The sequence below is a fragment of the Chryseobacterium luteum genome (genome assembly GCF_000737785.1).
Lineage (GTDB): Bacteria > Bacteroidota > Bacteroidia > Flavobacteriales > Weeksellaceae > Chryseobacterium > Chryseobacterium luteum.
This window is the reverse complement of sequence record NZ_JPRO01000012.1, coordinates 103,259-121,007: the sequence shown is the minus strand read 5'-3', so window position 1 is coordinate 121,007 and position 17,749 is coordinate 103,259. Positions and strand designations below refer to the sequence as shown.

The window sequence follows — 17,749 nt, the reverse complement described above, 5'->3', positions numbered from 1 at the left end:
TTTTTTAAATAATATCAAGCATATCTAAAACTACTACCAAAAACATTGCCACACCCACCACGAGGCTGAAACCTGTTCCGTAAATAAAGCCGATAAACGCACCTTTAGTGGATTGCAGGGCCTTGTTCATATCCTTGCTGTCATGAAGAAGTTCCCCGATAAATACCCCGGCAAACATTCCTATCAGAAATCCTAAAGGAATAGGAATAAAGATCCCTACAATGGTCCCGATGATTGAACCTATACTTCCCCAGCGTGTTCCTCCGTATTTCCTGTTGGTTTTTGCGGGAATTACGTAGCTCAGCACCACAGAAATAACTGTAAGTATTCCGAATGCCCAGATATAGATCATCGGCAGATCGGCATCGGTTCCGAATTTATAGATCAGAAGACCACAGATACTCAGTACAAGGCCTGGAAGCACTGGCAGGAACGTTCCCAGCATCCCTAGAAACAATAAAATAAGACAGAGAATATTAATTAAGGCTGTATCCATTCTTTACAATTATGAATGCAAGATAGGAAAAAAGAAGATTTGCAGGAGCCTTTTTGCTATTTGGGATGAAAATTGATTATCAATAGTAACATCATCATTCTTAATTTTATAAATTTGCTGTAATGAAAGACGAAATACAGGATACCAAGAATTTTTTACAGGAAATAAGTGATCAGCTTTACATCTACATCAGCCAGGTAACGCCCGGGGGAATGGATTGGGTGGTTCATATTATTATCAAGCTGGCATTGCTTGGTGCGGTATTTTTAGTGGTGGATTTTGTTTTTAAATTTGCCATTAATTTTGTTTTCAGATTTTTCAGGAGTGATGAAAAATATCCGGTCATCCGGTCGGTTTATCAGTCCAAGATTTCTAATTCTGTGGCCCATTTTGCCGCGCTTTTGGTTGTAGGAGGGATCCATCCCTCTATATTTCCTGCAACGGCCCTGCCTAAAACAAATATTTTCATCAACAGGTCTGTCAATTTAGGACTGGTACTGATTCTTGCTGGTATGCTTTACCGGTCATTAACGGGTTTCAGGAATTATTTCACTATAAAGCAGGATTTTTATAAGATCATGACCCTGAATGCCATTTCGGAAACCGTAAAAATCTTAGGAATCTTCGTCTTTTCCGTGGTGGGAATATGCGTGATATTTGGGATTAAAGGAACCACTATTGTCGGAAGCCTTGGTGCTATTACTGCTGTGCTGGTACTGGTTTTCAGAGATACCATTTTAGGTTTTGTAACTGGGATACACGTTGCCACTTCAAAAAATCTTAAAGTAGGAGACTGGGTAAGCATCCCAAAATACAGTATGGAAGGAAACATCGTGGATATAAGCCTTCTGACAACTAAGGTTATGAATTTTGATAAAACCGTTTCAACAATTCCCACCTATGACCTTTTGACCACAGAAATCAGAAACCTACAGGTGATGTCCGAATCCAATACAAGGAGAATTAAAAAATCCATTTATTTCAATATCAATTCTTTTAAATTTTTAAATGAAGAAGATATTGAACGTTTAAAAGACATTAACCTGATCTCAGATTATCTCAAAGAAAAAACGCTGGAAATAGAAAAAGAGAAACAGGACCTGGCCCATAAGGATAAAACGATTAACGGAAGGCAGCTTACGAATATCGGGGTTTTCAGGTATTATGCCCAGAAATATATAGAAAATGATCCTGATATCGATCAGAACGGGTCCAAGATGGTCCGCCAGCTGGATATTACACCACAGGGACTTCCTCTTGAAGTATACTGTTTTGCCAATGATTCCAAATGGGAGCATTTCGAGCAGATCCAGGCTGATATTTTCGACCATCTGCTGGTGGCCTCCAAAGAATTTGATCTTCAGGTGATGCAGATAAGTGTAAAGGTATAAAAAAGAAGTTGGAAGCTGGAAATCCGAAGTTAGCGGGATTCTACCCGGTTTTAGAGAAATAGAAATAACCCCCAAAATTAATTTCTAAACCCTAATATCTGATTTCTTAAAAAATAACATCTAAATAAAGAAATGACAAAACTAAGCGTAAACATTAATAAAATTGCGACATTAAGAAATGCAAGAGGAGGCGAAACCCCAAGCGTAACAGAAGCTGCCGTGAAGATCCAGGAATTCGGAGGACAGGGAATCACCATCCATCCCAGGCCTGATGAAAGACACATCACAAGAAAAGATGTCTATGATCTGAAGCCGCTTGTTACCACTGAATTCAATATTGAAGGAAATCCGCACCGCTCTTTTATTGATATGGTTCTGGAAGTAAAACCGGAACAGGTAACGCTGGTTCCCGATGCAGACGATGCAATTACATCCAACGCCGGCTGGGACACCAAAAAGCACTTCGACTTTCTGACGGAAATTATTGCAGAGTTCAAAAATGCAGGAATCCGTACCTCTGTTTTTCTTGATCCGCTGCCTGAACTCGTAGAACATGCTGCAAAAACAGGAGCAGACAGGATTGAACTGTATACGGAAGCCTACGCAAAAAATTATCTTACCAATAAAGAACAGGCTATAAAGCCTTATTACGATACAGCGGTTGCCGCAACAGAATTCGGTGTGGGAATCAATGCGGGACATGATCTGAGCCTGGAAAATTTGAAATATTTTGCCGACAATATCCCAAACCTTCTTGAAGTTTCCATCGGGCATGCTTTGATTTCAGAAGCGCTTTACATGGGGCTTGAGAATACGGTCCAGGCCTATTTGAAAAGATTGGCGGCCTGGTAATTTGATTATTAAGTAAGATGAAAGAATTTTGTACACCCTTGCCGGAAGACAGGAAGAAATACATTAAAGATATAGGAAGTATTCTTGTAGATGATTACGGTAAAAAAGATTTTTATAAACCCGAAGAAGTAAAAAAGGCTAGTCAGAAAACTTCACGGAATGGTGGAAGCAGTGGAATTGATTATTCCTGTTGGGGAATGTCTGTTTTCTCTTCACATGAAGATTTTGATTCATATCACAAAACTTTGGGAGAAATCTGCGATTATGCTGAAATGAAGCAAACCATGCTGGACGGAATTTCTTCGGCAGGGCTGAATTTCGTTTTTCCTGAGCTTTCTGACACAGAAATTGATTTATCCTGGCTGGATATTGGGGACATTTTTCAGGCAGTCGGAGAATTTTTTTCATCATTTTTAGACTAATACATTATGGATAATATACTTAATTCAAAAATATTCGGCGAAAATCTTACAGTGACGCCGCTTCTTGTATTCCACGGATTGTTCGGAATGCTGGACAACTGGGGAAGTTTTGGAAAAGACCTGGGAGAATACCTTCCCGTACATCTTATCGACCTTAGAAATCATGGAAGAAGCTTTCATTCCGAAAGTATGTCCCATGATGATCTGGCAGATGATATTGCCCGCTATATGGATCATTACGGTATTCAGAAAGCCCATGTTCTGGGACATTCTTTAGGCGGAAAAGCGGTGATGCAGTTTGCATTAAAATACCCTGAAAGAGTTGAAAAACTTATTGTGGTAGACATTTCACCAAAGGCTTATCCACCGCATCATCAGGGAATTATTAAAGCCCTTGAAACAGTAGATTTCAATAAAGTAGGTTCAAGGGGAGATGTAGAAGCGGTATTAAGCCAGTATATTCCGGAAAAATCGACGATACAGTTTTTAGCAAAGAACCTGTACTGGGATGATAACAAGAAACTAAACTGGAGATTTAACCTTAAAACCTTATCTGAAAAATATAACGAATTTGTTTCCAACGCTGTGAAATTCGGGGTTTTTGAGGGTGATTCTTTATTTATTGCCGGCGAAAAATCCAATTATATCCTTCCACAGGATGAATACGGCATTAAGCAGCAGTTCCCAAAAGCGAAGATTGTTACGGTAAAAAATGCCGGACATTGGGTTCAGGCTGAAAATCCGGTTGACTTCGCGAAAGTGGTTAAGGAATTTCTGAATTTAAATTAATTTAATTTCGTATTTCTGTTGATTTAGTTAAAATTTTCTTAAAATGAGATATTATTTCCCCATGTATTGAAATTTTTGTATTTTAGTTTTACATAAAAACTAAATATATTAACCTATGGAAAAGAAAAACTCAAAAAAACCGTTCTTTGCTTCGTTTTTAGAGAAACAGGTCAATGATCCTGAAAAAATTCAGGGTGGCGGCATTACTACACCTACAACAGATGTCCTTACCGTACCTACAAGAGATGTTGTTACCACATCACCGTTTCTTGACAATGCAACATCGCAGGCAAAAGACCATGTAGTGACAATGAAGTATCCGTCTGACAGTGATGAGTCCGGAGAATTAGACGTTTTATAAATTAAAAGATTACTAACAAATAACAAATTCAATAATCATGAAAGACGAGAACTCAAAAAAGAAACCATTTTTTGCTTCATTTTTAGAAAAGCAGATTAAAGATCCCGAAACTGTTCAGGGAGGAGCATCAATTTCTACGAATGCAGATAACGATATCGTTACTGCACCTTCAGTTGATAATGTTACGGCACAGATTTTTGATCACGTAACAGCGCCAAGCAAGGACCTTTTGGTTACTATGAAATATCCTTCAGACGGCGACGATTCTGTTGTATAGATTTCTGTAAATAAAAAATCGAAATCATATTCTAACCAAACTAAATTATTATGAAAAACAAAAATTCACAAAAGAAGCCGTTTTTTGCATCATTCTTAGAAAAGCAGCTTAAAGATCCTGAAACGGTAAAAGGAGGAGATACTGGTATTATCACAAGTATTTTAAAAGATTCTGTTACCAAGCCGGCTTTGGACACGGTAACTTCACCTAAGGACGATATGATGCACACGCTGAAATATCCTTCGGACGGAGATGATGATTCTCCAACAGTTCCATTAGACTAAGACGTGAAATATTAATCGCATTAATACAATCATATCAAAGGAAACTTACCATTAAGTTTCCTTTTTTAATAAAAACCGGCAAATGATTCTCTGCATCACCCACTCAAAGGACTTTTACAATATTGATATCTTTTTTGAATACCTTGCCTCAAAAAATATTCCCTGCTTCAGGCTGAATTCCGACCGGATGAATCACTTCCAGAAGATCAGTGTGACTGAAGACTCGTTTGAACTGACTGATGAATCAGGAAATACGCTTCATTCCCGGGACATCAGAGGAGTATGGCACAGAAAAGCATGGAGTGTAAGCATTCCTGAAGAGCTGGATGAAGAGTACAGAAAAATATTCCTGAACGGGTACGGGAACCTCCGCTATAACCTGATCACTGTTTTAGAAGACATTCCCTGGATCAATCCTTATGAAAATGAAAGAAAGATCGACAACAATAAGATGCTTCAGCTGAAGCTGGCCGGAAAAAATAATCTCATCGTTCCTGAAACCATTTTTTCCAATGACGAAGAGAAGATCAGAGCTTTTTTTTATGAATTTTGTGGCGGAAAAGCAGTTGCAAAACTTCACAGTCTGACGGCAAAGACCATGAACGGGGAAAATATTATCTCAACCATGATCATTGAAGAAAATACCCTCGAAAATATTTCAGACATTACTTACTGTCCGATGATCTTTCAGCCCTATATTGACAAAGAATATGAATTGAGAATCGTCTATGTAGCCGGCGAATTTTTTACCGGAAAAATCAATAACAGTGAGAATGCCGACTGGAGATTAGCGCAGGGAAATTACATGTGGTCGGCCTACGAGCTTCCGGAAAATATCAAAACCGGTCTTACTTCTATGATGGAAGAAATGGGACTTTATATCGGGGCCATTGACATGATCAAAGGAAAAGACGGAAAATATTACTTCCTTGAAGTAAATCCCCAGGGAGAATGGGGAATGCTCCAGAAAGAGCTGGAATTTCCTATCGCAGAAAGAATCGCTGATAACCTTATAAAAAGAATCAATATCCATGAATAAAATACTAATCATTACGCATACCTTAGATAATTTTTCAATTGAAAAAGTGACAGAATACATAGAAAAAAACGGCTGCGAGGTCATCCGTTTCGATGTCGATCTGTACCCTATAAAAAATAAGCTGTCAACCATCTTCCAGGACGGAGAATGGGTAAGTATCCTTGAAACTGAAAATGCAAAGCACCGTCTTGATGATATTGCTGCCGTCTGGTACAGAAGAGCTTACAATATCGGAAACGGGGTGAAAGAGGAAATGGATAAAAAATTCTACGGTGCTGCAATGGGAGAAATCCGCAATACGCTTTTCGGATTCATAGAATCTGTAGATGCTTATGCATTAGGGAAACCGGGAGTTTACAGAAGGCTTGACAGTAAGGAAGAGCAGCTTAAAATTGCCGTTAAATTAGGACTTAAAATACCGGAAACCTGCCTGACGAATAACCCTGAGGAAGCCAGACAATTCATCCTTAAACATCAGAATGTTGTGGCTAAAATGCAGACTGGATTTGCAATCTACGAGGATGGGGTGGAAAGTGTTGTTTTTACCAATGTTGTGAGTGAAGATAAGCTTGAAGAACTGGATTCACTGGTGTATTGCCCGATGCAGTTCCAGAAAAAGATAGAAAAGAAAAAAGAACTGCGTGTTACTATTGTGGGGCGGGACGTTTACGCTTTTGAAATAGATTCCCAACAGTCGGAAGATGCCAAAGTAGACTGGAGAAAAGACGGAGTGAATTTACTCACTAAATGGGTCAAAACTGAACTTCCTGCGGATGTTGAAGCGAAACTTCTGGAACTTCTGGATGTTTACAATGTAGATTATGGTGCTATAGACATCATTGTTTCCCCTGAAGATGAGTATTATTTCATCGAGATCAATGCGGCGGGCGAATTTTTCTGGTTAGATAACTTAACGGAAGACAACCTGATTTCTAAGAGTATTGCAGACGTTCTCTGCGACAAAGCTCCAAGAAGAAACAACATGGTTATGGCTTAAAAAATATCAACTATTTTAAACAAAAAAAGTCCTTTTGTAAATCTAAAGGACTTTTTTTTGTTTATTAAAGTGCAAAAATAAGCTGGTATATGGAACTACCCCGTCAAAAATTCTTTGAATTTTCGCCACCCCTCCACATGAGGGGAATTTTGATCCGACAAATTTTCTGTCATTATGGAAATCTTCAAAAGCTTATGTGACCTTCTTTTTTTCAAATCTTTTAAACTTAAAATAACTAAAGGGTAAAAAAACTTTTGTTGCTTTTATGGTTAAAATCATGTATCCGTTATTTTGTTAACTTAAAAATTGCTGCATATAAAGACCTTCATAGTGATAATATTGATTAAATTAAGCGGAATTCTGCTTTAAAAATCGCAAATTTGCATAAGCGGTTTTTCATGAAATCTTTACAGAAAAATGAAGAATTGCCGGATAGGAAATATTGTTATATTTTAGTCAGCAATCAAGAAAATAATTAATGATTTTTGTAACGGGTGCAACCGGAATCCTGGGAAGGGTAATCGTTTTGGAACTTCTGAAAAAAGGGAAAAGCGTGCGTGCTTCCAAAAGACCGGGCAGCAATTTAAACGATGTAAGGCATTCTTACAGCTTCTATACGGAAAATCCTGATGATTTTTTTAACAGGATCGAATGGACAGACGTAGATTTTGATGATCTCAATTCTCTTCAGGATGCATTAAAAGGCGTAGATGAAGTCTATCACTGTGCCGCAAAAGTAAGTTTCCATCCTCACGATAAAAAAGAAATGTACCATACCAATGTAAAAGGTACGGAAAACCTGTTGTTTGCCTGTGAAGTTTCGGAAGTGAAAAAATTCCTGCACGTAAGTACGATCGCCGTTTTGGATATTTTTAATGACGCTGGTGAGCTGGATGAAAATTCAGAATTTAATCCCAAAGAAGAACATTCTGCTTATGCTGTTTCTAAACACCTGGCTGAGATGGAAGTCTGGAGAGCTTCTGCAGAAGGGCTGAATACCATCATCGTGAATCCTGGAATGATCATCGGAAGTGGAAACTGGGGACAGAGCAGCGGAGATATTTTCCCGACTTTTGAAAAAAACGGATTTACATTTTCCGGTGGAACTAGTTATATCGACGTTAGAGATGCCGCTGCAATCTCCATTGACCTGATGGAGAAAAATGTTTTCGGAGAACGCTTTATTCTTATTTCTGAAAATAAAAAATATGCAGAGCTTGGAAAACAGATCAGGTCACAGCTTGGTCTTAAAGAAGCGAGGATTCTTACAAAACCCCAGTTAAACATCGGAAGACTGGCCAACATTCTTTTTGGCTGGCTGATTCCCAAACTGAGAATCATTACAAAATCAAATATTGAATCCATATCATCACTCAATACCATTTCCAACCAGAAGATTAAAGAAAAGATTGATTATCAGCTTATTCCTGTAAAAGAGAGTATTGATTTCCATCTTAAAAATTATATTAACGACAAAAAGCTGAATTCATGAATCTTGCAGCAGCAATTATCCTTAAAAATGTAGAAAAGCATCCGGTAAAATCAGCGATAGGCTTTAAAAAGAAAGACGAGGCGTGGAAAGAACTGAGCTGGAAAAAATTCGGTGAAATTGTTTTTAAAACAGCCAATGCACTGAAAAATGCAGGGATTCAGGAAAATGATAAAGTTGCCATTTATTCGGATAATTCCTCTGAATGGATGATCTTCGATCTCGCTTCTATGGCTGTAGGAGCAATCACTGTTCCTGTTTACGCTACAAACAATGCGGAACAGGCAGAATATATCTTCAATGATTCGTCGGCGAAGGCTGTCCTTGTGGGAAACCAGGAGCAGTATGATATATGCCTGGAACTTTTGCAGAAAGAAGAAAGCCAGCTGAAAACTATTATTGTTTCCAAAAAATCAGTCTGGATCAAGAAAGAATTCAACAGTTTTTATCTTGAAGATTTCATTGCAAAATCCTCCCCTAAACCGGAGATCTGCAAAAAAGAATATGACGATACTGCTACACTGATCTACACTTCCGGTACTACAGGAACCCCGAAAGGTGTCATGCTTACCCACGGGAATTTTATCAGGGCTTTCGATTCCCATTTTGAGTTTTTTAAATTTAAAAACTTTGAAGAAGAACTATCACTCGCATTCCTGCCCCTGACCCATGTTTTTGAGAGAAGCTGGAGCCTGCTTTGTTTATATGGCGGGGCAAGAGTGTATTTCCTGGAAGATCCAAAGAATATCGCCAAAGCTCTGGAAGAGGTAAAACCCACCATGATGTGTGCGGTGCCGAGGTTTTTCCAGAAAGTATATGCCGGAGTTTTAGAAAAGGCAGAAGAAAGCTCGTCGGTAAAGAAAAAGATCTTCGACTGGGCATTGGCAATAGGATGGCAGACGGCAGAACTGAGAAGAAACGAAATGCCTGTTCCTTTTGGATTAAAACTGAAAGAATCTGTGGCAGATATGCTGGTTTTCAGCAAAATTAAAGAAAAAATGGGCGGAAGATTATGGTTCCTGCCTTGTGGAGGGGCTTCCCTGTCACCGGAAGTCACAAAATTCTTTGATTCGGTGGGAATTCACGTAACAGTAGGTTATGGACTCACCGAAACAACGGCTACACTTACGCTTTTCCCGTTAACCCATTTTGAGCATGGAACCAGCGGAAAACCTTTGCCGGGTGTAGAAATCCGTATCGGAGAAGGCGATGAGATCCAGGCCAAAGGAAGCGGTATCATGAAAGGGTACTACAATAAACCTGAAGAAACACAGAAAGTTTTCACGGAAGACGGATGGTTCAAAACCGGTGATGCCGGAAAATTTGACGATAAAGGAAACCTGATCATCACAGACAGGATCAAAGATCTGATGAAAACCTCCAACGGTAAATATGTGGCCCCGCAGCAGATCGAGAATCTTCTTACCAATAATAATTTTATCCAGCAGATCATGCTTGTAGCGGAGGGTAGGCAGTTTGTTTCAGCCCTTATTGTTCCTAATTTTGAGTTTCTGCGGGATTTTATGAAGAAAAATACGATTCCTTTTACCAGTTGGGAAGAAGCTGTAAAAGATGATAAGATCATTGCTTTATACAAAGAAAAAATTAAAGAACTGCAGGTTCATCTGCCAGAGTATGAAAAAGTAAAAAAATTCACATTAATGCCTGCTGAATTCGACATCAATACCGGGGAAATCACCCCTACATTGAAAGTCAAAAGAAATGTAGTTCTTAAAAAATATGCAGATATTATTGAAAAAATGTATTAAAAATAAAGCGCTTTAAACCGTAAAAAAGGCAGTTTTTCAGACTATTAAATTAAAAAAGTTTAATAAGAAGTTCATAAAATGAAATCATATTTTTGGAAGGCTTAAACAGTATTAAATATGCAGTTTTATTTTTAACTTTAAAATAATTAAAGTGTTAAGATTTTTTTTTGCCTTTTACGGTTAAATAAAGAGTTTTTATCATTTAAAATCAGACTATGACGACACAAGATTTTTTAGGAAAACAAGACTTTACCATCCATACCCGGACCGTTTCAGAAAGCTGTCCGTCCAATATCGCCCTGATCAAATACTGGGGCAAATATGATCAGCAGATCCCTGCGAACCCGAGTATCAGTTATACCTTGAATTATTGTAAAACCAATACTTCTATGGAGTTTCTGGCAGGTGAAACCTTTTCTGTTCAGACTTTCCTGGCAGGAAATGAAGAGGTGAAATTTGCTGAAAAAATAGAAAAATATTTTAAAAATATAGAGCAGTACCTTCCATGGATTCTGAAAGGGAAATATGTAATCAGAACAGAAAACACTTTCCCCCACAGCTCCGGGATTGCAAGTTCGGCTTCCGGATTTGGAGCTATAGCTAAATGCCTGATGAAACTGGATATGGAATTTTCAGGAGGCCGGTCTGAAGAAGAGTTACTAAGAAAGGCCTCTTTTTTAGCGAGACTGGGAAGCGGAAGCGCATGCAGAAGTTTGTACAACGGGCTGGTAGTCTGGGGAATATCTGATGAGGTAGAAGGAAGTTCAGACCTGTTTGCAGTAAAATATCCGGACGCTGAAATTCATGATATTTTCAAAAGCTTTAATGATTGGGTTCTGTTGATCCATGAAGGCCAGAAAAGTGTTTCCTCAACCGTGGGTCATGGCTTGATGAACACCAATCCGTATGCTGAAAGAAGATTCCAGGAAGCAAGAGAAAACTTTGTTCCAATGAAAGAAATCCTTAAAAACGGGGACATGGAACGTTTTATCACGCTTGTGGAACATGAGGCGCTTACCCTTCATGCCATGATGATGATGAGCGATCCTGCTTTTATCCTGATGAAAACCGGAACGCTGGAAGTAATCAATAAAATCTGGGATTTTAGACGGGAAACGGGACTTCCGTTATTCTTTACACTGGATGCAGGAGCCAATGTTCATCTTCTATTCCCGAACAGCGGATCAGAAGAAATAATCAAAGCATTTATTGAAACAGAATTACTGCAGCACACCCAAAAGAATGGAGTAGTGAAAGATGTAATGACATTCTAACAATAAAAAATAAAACATAAACATCTGCTAAATCTGTGAGAGTTTTTTTTCTCTCGCAGATTTAGCAGATCAAGCAGATTCTTTTTCAATAGAAAGCTTGTGACGTGAAAAGGAATACAGAATAGTTCCGGTGGTTTGCTTTTCTAAGTGAAACAACTTTGTCTAACTTAAAAATCAGCGGAATGATTTATAAAATCCCTGTTTATCATTGCTTTTTATTTTAAGCTTTAGCCCGAATTCAGGTTGAAATATAAAGTCTAATGATCAAGTTTCGCTTCAAAAAGGTTTTGGATTTAATGTAAAATTTTAGTGACAATTAAAGAAAAGGTGCATTCAGGAAATCATTGAAAGGTTTCATCAGCTTAAAAACCTTGGTGAAATTTTTTATGGCATTCTTGTCCAGGATTTCTTCGTCTTTCAGATTGTAAACCACAATGAAACTCTTTAGTTTCAGATATTCTCCCATTGGATCTTCCTTTTCAAACCCTTGTGGAATTTTTTTAAGTTTATCATCCTGATCCAGTTCCGGGAAATATTTTTTGAATTCTTTATTGTTGATTATTTTAAGAAAATCCTCTCCATACAGCGAAATTTCTTTCCTCACTTCTTTCAGGACAGAAGATTCCGGCATATAGATTCCACCGGCCAGGAAAGATTTCCCGGGCTCCAGATGAAGATAGTAACCGCCTTTCTGGCTTCCTTTACCCATTCCGAGGGATGCTCCGAAATTGGTTTTATAAGGTGATTTGTCTTTTGAAAACCTCGTATCTCTGTAAATTCTAAAGAGTGATTTTTTACCGTCAATTTTACCAAGTTCTTCATCAAAACCGGACATTTCTTTGATCAATCCGTCAAGGAAAGCAATAACATTTTCCTGGGATTCCGTATAGGTAGCTTTGTTCTCATTGAACCATTCACGGTTGTTGTTGACGGTAAGATTTTTTAAAAAAGTAAGAGTCTCTGGCTTTATACTGTTCATGTTTTAAAGTTTAATAGGATGTAATGTCAGTTTATTTAAACAAGTTAAAAAATAAAATTATGATGACCAAAATTATAGAGAATTGCCCATACTTTAACAAAAAAACACATATATTTACTACAGTCCAAAAAAATTAATTATAATTTTAAATAATCTGGAATTAAGTGTAAAAATAAAATAGTTAACTGATTTGTAAATCTTTAATAACAGCGGTGGATAGTAGGAAATAACCATGTCTGAAGAGAAAGGATTTCAAACGAAAATTTTACACAGGATGATGGTATTTTTAAAAATTCATAAATATTACCGAAAAAATCAATCCAATTTAATGAAAAAAAACAATGTTTAACATGTTTCTAATGTCAGGGCTGTTTTTTTGGATTTAATTTTAAAAAAAATAAAAATATATTAGAGTATTCTGAATTAAAGATTACATATTTAGAACTTTATTCAAAAACAAATCAAATATTTGTTGTATCTTTGCAAAAATTTTAAAATATTTAATGAATTTATTTACGGAGACCAATTTAAGTCCTGACATCCTTAAGGCCGTTGGCGAACTGGGTTACGAAAGCCCGACAGAAATCCAAAAACAGACTATCCCTTTCATTCTTTCAGATATTCGCGATTTGATCGCACTTGCGCAGACAGGGACAGGCAAAACAGCAGCGTTTTCGCTTCCGATTTTGGATATGATTGACGAAACGAGTCGCAAAATCCAATTTTTGGTGCTTTGTCCGACACGGGAATTATGTCTTCAGATTTCTAAAGACATAAAAAACTACTCCAAGTACATGAAAGACATCAAAACCACAGCGGTTTACGGTGGAAGCAGTATTATGGATCAGATTCGTTCTTTAAAGGACAAACCGCAAATTATTGTGGGAACTCCGGGAAGAGTAATCGACCTAATCAACAGAAAAGCACTTGATTTTTCTGCTATTCATTGGTTAGTGTTGGACGAAGCTGATGAAATGCTTTCTATGGGTTTCAAAGACGAGTTGGAAACAATTCTGAGTGAAACACCGGATACAAAGCAGACTTTCTTATTCTCGGCAACGATGAATAAAGAGGTGGAAAGAATTTCTAAAAATTATCTTACCAATCCGCACCGTATTTCTGTAGGTTCTATTAACGAGGTTAAGAAGAACATTAAGCACGAATATTACGTAGTGGGGTACCGTCAGAAAAAAGAAGCTCTTAAGAGATTGATTGATGCCAACCCGAACCAGTATTCTATTCTTTTCTGCAGAACAAGAATGGAAACCCAGGAGGTGGCAGATTTCCTGATGCAGAATGGCTATGCGGCAGATGCACTTCATGGTGATCTTTCCCAGGCACAGAGAGATACGGTAATGAAGAAATTCAGACTGAAAAACATTGATATTCTTGTAGCGACTGACGTTGCAGCAAGAGGTTTGGATGTAGACTCTCTAACGCACGTTATCCACTACTCTTTACCTGATGATCCTGAAGTATTCGTTCACAGAAGCGGAAGAACAGGTAGAGCAGGAAAAGACGGTATTTCAATGTCGTTAATCAAGCCTGAAGAAAGCAGAAAATTAAAACAAATCAAATCTTCAACGAAAATTGATATCGTGGAGAAAACTATTCCAACAGGTGATGATGTTATCAAAGCTCAGGTTGGAGGCGTTTTTGAAAAGTTATTTACGGAACACGCAGAAGATATATTTGAATTTAATGACAGCTTAATTCCTGATCTGAGCGCATTCACAAAAGAAGAGCTGGTACATAAGTTATTACAGTTCCAGTTGAAAGATCTTGCGATGTACTACAAAGATAAGCATGACCTTGTTGAGCAGAAACTGAGCAGCAGAGACGATGATTATTCAAGAAGAGACAAAGGACGCGATAGAGACCGTGACAGAGACAGAGGAAGAGATCGTGGAGACCGTGAACCAAGGGCAGCAAGCAGAGACAGCAGAGACCGTGGCGGAAAACCTAGAAGAAAAGATGAAAACATGGTAAGATTCTTCTTCAACTTAGGGAAAAAAGATCAGCTGAAAAAGCTGGATGTTTTAGAGATCATCAATAAAGCGACAGCCGGGAAAAGTAAGAAAAGAGCGGAAATCGGTGACATTGAAATCTTAGAAAAATTCTCTTTCTTTGAAGTGGAAAAATCTTTCTCAGAAAATGTAATGAGCAATATTCCTTCAATGAAATTTAAAGGAAAAGAAATGAGAGCTGAAGTAGCAAACTAAAGCATCTCAATATATACTACAAACCGGCTTCTGGCCGGTTTTTTTATTTGATAATCAGAGGGTAATGGTATGTTAACAAAACTTAACGTCATATTGTTTCAGGGCAAATCCTTTTTTAGGAAATTTGCACTCAAATTATAAATACATAACAATGGGAATTGGTAATATTTTCCACGCTTTTCAACCCAAAGATAAAATCTTCTTTGTACTTTTTGAAAAAGTAACTGAAAACCTGGTTGCAATGTCTGAAGACTTTAACAACGGTATCAAAGATTTCGATCTTAACGACGATACGATGTTAAAAAGAATGAGCGACTACGAACACAAAAATGATGAACTTACACATGAGATCTTCATTGAATTGGGGAAAAACTTCATTACACCGTTCGACCGTGAAGATATCCACACACTGGCTACAGGCCTTGATGATATCGCTGATTACATCTACGCCTCCACAAAATACATCTTCCTGTACAAGTCGCCGGAAATGAAGGCTTATTCAGACTTTTCATTGTTAATCCACAAAGCTTGTCTTGAAATCCAGAATGCCATGAAGAACCTGAAAGGATTCAAAAACATGGACCAGGTGAAAGAAGCTTGTATCAAAGTAAACTCTATTGAAAATATTGCAGACGATCTGCTTTCCAATTCAATGGTAGATTTGTTTGAAACCAATGATGCGATTAACATTATTAAAGTTTCATCTGTACTTAATTATCTTGAAATAGTAACTGACAAAGCAGAAGATGTTGCCAACACGATTGAGAACATCATGATTAAATACGCTTAAACAATTATAACTCACAGAAATGGAATTTCCGATTTTACTTACGGTTATTATTGCTTTGGCTTTAATTTTCGATTATATTAATGGTTTTCATGACGCGGCCAATTCAATCGCAACCATTGTCTCTACAAAGGTTTTAAGTCCTTTCCAGGCTGTACTTTGGGCAGCACTCTGGAATTTTGCCGCATTCTTTTTAGCAGCCTACGTCATAGGTGAATTCAGGATAGGAAATACAATTGCTAAAACAGTTAATGAGAATTTTATCACTCTGGAGGTGATATTTTCAGGTCTTTTGGCAGCAATCGCCTGGAACCTTTTAACGTGGTGGTTTGGTATCCCGTCTTCATCTTCACATACCCTTATTGGAGGATTTTTAGGAGCTGCTCTGATGCATGCTTTTATGCTGGATTATCATGATGTTGTTGCAGCACAACCGGATTTAGGGGTATTTGCCACATTCAAACAAGCCTTTCTCCAGTTAACGACTCAGAATGTCGTGAAATTTGATAAAGTAATTCCTATTTTCCTGTTCATTTTTATGGCTCCGATAATAGGGATGGTGATATCGATCATCATTACATTAATCATCGTTCACCTTTATAAAAAATCAAACCCATACAAAGCAGATCAGTCTTTCAAGAGATTACAGCTTGTTTCCTCAGCACTTTTCAGTGTAGGACACGGTCTGAACGATGCTCAGAAAGTAATGGGAATCATTGGGGCAGCCCTCATCTATTATCACGTGCAGATGCTTCATGACCCTGTTTATCTTAATATACCGTCTGCGGGCCGTTTTGATTACTTTGCCCAGCATTACCTTTGGGTTCCTTTGGTATCATTCCTTGCGATTGGTTTAGGAACAATGAGTGGTGGCTGGAAGATCATCAAAACAATGGGGACTAAGATTACAAAAGTAACTCCATTAGAAGGGGTAAGTGCTGAAACTGCAGGAGCAATCACACTTTTTATTACAGATCAGCTTAGTATTCCTGTTTCTACCACCCATACAATCACAGGATCTATCATCGGGGTTGGATTGACGAAGAGAATCTCTGCCGTAAGATGGGGAATCACAGTAAGCCTTCTTTGGGCTTGGGTATTAACGATTCCTATTTCAGCAATTGTTGCGGCAATTACTTATCTTGCAGTAACATTTCTGACTTAATTTTAAAAGTTGAAATCATAATATAAACTTTGTCCCCCGGGGCAAAGTTTTTTGTTTTATAAGCCCTGAAAAATTGTATTTTTGTTTAAACTTAAAAGATTTTTATGGAATTTTTAGACAGATACCAACAGATCGTTGCTGAAGCCATCACCAAGTATACCTTTAAAGACAAGCCTGCAGAACTTTATGATCCGATGAACTACATCATTTCCCACGGAGGAAAGCGTCTTCGTCCTATTATGGTACTGATGGCGTGCGATTTATTCGGTGGAGACCTTAAACAGGCTATAAAACCGGCGCTGGCCATAGAATTTTTCCATAATTTCACTCTTATCCATGATGATATTATGGATGAAGCTCCCCTGAGAAGAAACAAGCCTACCATCCATACCCTTCATGGGATCAATGTTGGAATTCTTTCAGGAGACGGGCTGATGCTGAAAGCTTATAAGTTTTTTGAAGATCTTGAACCCGAAATTTTTAAGGCCTGCATCAGGATTTTTACCCATACCGGACTTCTTCTGTGTGAAGGGCAGCAGTATGACATCAATTTTGAAACCCAGGAAAATGTGACATATGATGATTACATCCGGATGATTACCTATAAGACAGGAGTTTTAAGTGCATCTTCCTTTGAAATAGGAGCGCTTATTGCAAAAGCCAATTTCAAAGATGCCAAAGCTATTTTCAATTTCGGAAAACATATCGGGATCGCATTCCAGATCATGGACGATTATCTTGATGTGTTTGGAGACCAGGCTCAGTTTGGGAAAAAACATGCCGGAGATATTTATGAAAATAAAAAAACCGTTCTCTATCTTTTGGCAAGGGAACATGCCACGGAAGAAGAAAGAAAAGAGCTGGATCACTGGTATGGCAAAAAGACCGATAATATCGATAAAGTATATGGTGTTGAAAAAATATTCAGAAGAACCAAAGTGGATGAAAAGGCCCTGCGTCTGATCGAAAAACATAACGAAATAGGGCAGAGCTACCTGGAGAAGATCAATATTCCTGAAGAAAAGAAAAAACCTTTCATAGAACTGGCTAATTATCTGTTGAGAAGAGAAAGCTAATAAGATTGACGGTAACAGGTAGCAGGCTGTGGGTTTCACAGATGCCTGCCACCTGTTATCTGCCACCTGCTACCTAAAAA

General features: G+C 38.0%; 18 protein-coding genes. 16 read left to right on the top strand and 2 right to left on the bottom strand.

Translation table 11 applies throughout. From position 1 onward, the window contains the following. Window positions 1-4: 4 nt before the first annotated feature. Window positions 5-496 carry a DUF456 domain-containing protein gene (locus IX38_RS13365; protein WP_034705801.1) on the bottom strand — a complete coding sequence of 164 codons (492 nt, stop codon included), beginning with the start codon at window positions 494-496 and terminating at the stop codon, window positions 5-7. Between the two features lie 122 nt (window positions 497-618). Here IX38_RS13365 and IX38_RS13360 point away from each other — a divergent pair, with 122 nt between their 5' ends. The 12 genes from IX38_RS13360 (at window position 619) to IX38_RS13305 (ending at window position 11,440) form a co-directional block, all read left to right on the top strand. Beyond that, window positions 619-1,887, top strand: coding sequence for a mechanosensitive ion channel family protein (locus IX38_RS13360; protein WP_034705799.1), 1,269 nt, complete (start codon window positions 619-621; stop codon window positions 1,885-1,887). Between the two features lie 132 nt (window positions 1,888-2,019). Further along, on the top strand, window positions 2,020-2,739 hold the full coding sequence (locus IX38_RS13355; protein WP_034705798.1) for a pyridoxine 5'-phosphate synthase: 720 nt from the start codon (window positions 2,020-2,022) through the stop codon (window positions 2,737-2,739). A gap of 17 nt (window positions 2,740-2,756) precedes the next feature. Beyond that, window positions 2,757-3,161: a hypothetical protein gene (locus IX38_RS13350; protein WP_034705797.1), complete on the top strand. Its 405-nt coding sequence runs from the start codon at window positions 2,757-2,759 to the stop codon at window positions 3,159-3,161. A 6-nt stretch (window positions 3,162-3,167) separates the two neighbouring features. After that, the gene (locus IX38_RS13345; protein WP_034705795.1) at window positions 3,168-3,950 is read left to right on the top strand and encodes an alpha/beta fold hydrolase; all 783 of its coding nucleotides are present in this window, start codon (window positions 3,168-3,170) and stop codon (window positions 3,948-3,950) included. Window positions 3,951-4,065: 115 nt separating this feature from the next. Then, the gene (locus IX38_RS13340; protein ID WP_034705793.1) at window positions 4,066-4,311 is read left to right on the top strand and encodes a microviridin/marinostatin family tricyclic proteinase inhibitor; all 246 of its coding nucleotides are present in this window, start codon (window positions 4,066-4,068) and stop codon (window positions 4,309-4,311) included. Between the two features lie 37 nt (window positions 4,312-4,348). Continuing rightward, on the top strand, window positions 4,349-4,588 hold the full coding sequence (locus IX38_RS13335) for a microviridin/marinostatin family tricyclic proteinase inhibitor (RefSeq protein WP_034705792.1): 240 nt from the start codon (window positions 4,349-4,351) through the stop codon (window positions 4,586-4,588). A gap of 50 nt (window positions 4,589-4,638) precedes the next feature. Then, window positions 4,639-4,872, top strand: coding sequence for a microviridin/marinostatin family tricyclic proteinase inhibitor (locus IX38_RS13330; protein ID WP_034705790.1), 234 nt, complete (start codon window positions 4,639-4,641; stop codon window positions 4,870-4,872). Between the two features lie 82 nt (window positions 4,873-4,954). Continuing rightward, window positions 4,955-5,911: an MvdC/MvdD family ATP grasp protein gene (locus tag IX38_RS13325; protein WP_034705788.1), complete on the top strand. Its 957-nt coding sequence runs from the start codon at window positions 4,955-4,957 to the stop codon at window positions 5,909-5,911. After that, on the top strand, window positions 5,904-6,908 hold the full coding sequence (locus IX38_RS13320) for an MvdD family ATP-grasp ribosomal peptide maturase (RefSeq protein ID WP_034705786.1): 1,005 nt from the start codon (window positions 5,904-5,906) through the stop codon (window positions 6,906-6,908). Before IX38_RS13325 ends, IX38_RS13320 begins: the two co-directional genes overlap by 8 nt. A 478-nt stretch (window positions 6,909-7,386) precedes the next feature. Then, window positions 7,387-8,400 carry an NAD-dependent epimerase/dehydratase family protein gene (locus tag IX38_RS13315; protein WP_034705784.1) on the top strand — a complete coding sequence of 338 codons (1,014 nt, stop codon included), beginning with the start codon at window positions 7,387-7,389 and terminating at the stop codon, window positions 8,398-8,400. Next, window positions 8,397-10,166 carry an AMP-dependent synthetase/ligase gene (locus tag IX38_RS13310; protein ID WP_034705782.1) on the top strand — a complete coding sequence of 590 codons (1,770 nt, stop codon included), beginning with the start codon at window positions 8,397-8,399 and terminating at the stop codon, window positions 10,164-10,166. Before IX38_RS13315 ends, IX38_RS13310 begins: the two co-directional genes overlap by 4 nt. Window positions 10,167-10,381: 215 nt before the next feature. After that, window positions 10,382-11,440, top strand: coding sequence for a diphosphomevalonate/mevalonate 3,5-bisphosphate decarboxylase family protein (locus IX38_RS13305; RefSeq protein WP_034705780.1), 1,059 nt, complete (start codon window positions 10,382-10,384; stop codon window positions 11,438-11,440). Between the two features lie 316 nt (window positions 11,441-11,756). On the opposite strand, the gene IX38_RS13300 is transcribed toward IX38_RS13305, so the two are convergent. Continuing rightward, the gene (locus tag IX38_RS13300; protein ID WP_034705778.1) at window positions 11,757-12,419 is read right to left on the bottom strand and encodes a DUF2461 domain-containing protein; all 663 of its coding nucleotides are present in this window, start codon (window positions 12,417-12,419) and stop codon (window positions 11,757-11,759) included. A 503-nt stretch (window positions 12,420-12,922) separates the two neighbouring features. Between IX38_RS13300 and IX38_RS13295 the strand changes: the two genes are divergently transcribed. The 4 genes from IX38_RS13295 to IX38_RS13280 all read left to right on the top strand — a co-directional run bounded on the left by IX38_RS13295 (window position 12,923) and on the right by IX38_RS13280 (window position 17,669). Then, a complete protein-coding gene (locus IX38_RS13295; RefSeq protein ID WP_034705777.1) occupies window positions 12,923-14,641 on the top strand; it encodes a DEAD/DEAH box helicase in 1,719 nt (572 codons plus the stop codon). Between the two features lie 151 nt (window positions 14,642-14,792). Then, the gene (locus IX38_RS13290) at window positions 14,793-15,431 is read left to right on the top strand and encodes a DUF47 domain-containing protein (protein ID WP_034705775.1); all 639 of its coding nucleotides are present in this window, start codon (window positions 14,793-14,795) and stop codon (window positions 15,429-15,431) included. 19 nt (window positions 15,432-15,450) lie between these two features. After that, entirely contained in the window at window positions 15,451-16,593 is a 1,143-nt protein-coding gene (locus IX38_RS13285; protein ID WP_034705774.1) for an inorganic phosphate transporter, read from the top strand. Between the two features lie 104 nt (window positions 16,594-16,697). After that, the gene (locus IX38_RS13280; RefSeq protein ID WP_034705773.1) at window positions 16,698-17,669 is read left to right on the top strand and encodes a polyprenyl synthetase family protein; all 972 of its coding nucleotides are present in this window, start codon (window positions 16,698-16,700) and stop codon (window positions 17,667-17,669) included. The last annotated feature ends 80 nt before the right edge of the window (window positions 17,670-17,749 follow it).

Bases quoted from the DNA above. Each gene is read 5' to 3' on its own strand.
- IX38_RS13365 (WP_034705801.1), bottom strand. From the start codon at position 496: ATGGATACAGCCTTAATTAATATTCTCTGTCTTATTTTATTGTTTCTA.
- IX38_RS13360 (WP_034705799.1), top strand. From the start codon at position 619: ATGAAAGACGAAATACAGGATACCAAGAATTTTTTACAGGAAATAAGT.
- IX38_RS13355 (WP_034705798.1), top strand. From the start codon at position 2,020: ATGACAAAACTAAGCGTAAACATTAATAAAATTGCGACATTAAGAAAT.
- IX38_RS13350 (WP_034705797.1), top strand. From the start codon at position 2,757: ATGAAAGAATTTTGTACACCCTTGCCGGAAGACAGGAAGAAATACATT.
- IX38_RS13345 (WP_034705795.1), top strand. From the start codon at position 3,168: ATGGATAATATACTTAATTCAAAAATATTCGGCGAAAATCTTACAGTG.
- IX38_RS13340 (WP_034705793.1), top strand. From the start codon at position 4,066: ATGGAAAAGAAAAACTCAAAAAAACCGTTCTTTGCTTCGTTTTTAGAG.
- IX38_RS13335 (WP_034705792.1), top strand. From the start codon at position 4,349: ATGAAAGACGAGAACTCAAAAAAGAAACCATTTTTTGCTTCATTTTTA.
- IX38_RS13330 (WP_034705790.1), top strand. From the start codon at position 4,639: ATGAAAAACAAAAATTCACAAAAGAAGCCGTTTTTTGCATCATTCTTA.
- IX38_RS13325 (WP_034705788.1), top strand. From the start codon at position 4,955: ATGATTCTCTGCATCACCCACTCAAAGGACTTTTACAATATTGATATC.
- IX38_RS13320 (WP_034705786.1), top strand. From the start codon at position 5,904: ATGAATAAAATACTAATCATTACGCATACCTTAGATAATTTTTCAATT.
- IX38_RS13315 (WP_034705784.1), top strand. From the start codon at position 7,387: ATGATTTTTGTAACGGGTGCAACCGGAATCCTGGGAAGGGTAATCGTT.
- IX38_RS13310 (WP_034705782.1), top strand. From the start codon at position 8,397: ATGAATCTTGCAGCAGCAATTATCCTTAAAAATGTAGAAAAGCATCCG.
- IX38_RS13305 (WP_034705780.1), top strand. From the start codon at position 10,382: ATGACGACACAAGATTTTTTAGGAAAACAAGACTTTACCATCCATACC.
- IX38_RS13300 (WP_034705778.1), bottom strand. From the start codon at position 12,419: ATGAACAGTATAAAGCCAGAGACTCTTACTTTTTTAAAAAATCTTACC.
- IX38_RS13295 (WP_034705777.1), top strand. From the start codon at position 12,923: ATGAATTTATTTACGGAGACCAATTTAAGTCCTGACATCCTTAAGGCC.
- IX38_RS13290 (WP_034705775.1), top strand. From the start codon at position 14,793: ATGGGAATTGGTAATATTTTCCACGCTTTTCAACCCAAAGATAAAATC.
- IX38_RS13285 (WP_034705774.1), top strand. From the start codon at position 15,451: ATGGAATTTCCGATTTTACTTACGGTTATTATTGCTTTGGCTTTAATT.
- IX38_RS13280 (WP_034705773.1), top strand. From the start codon at position 16,698: ATGGAATTTTTAGACAGATACCAACAGATCGTTGCTGAAGCCATCACC.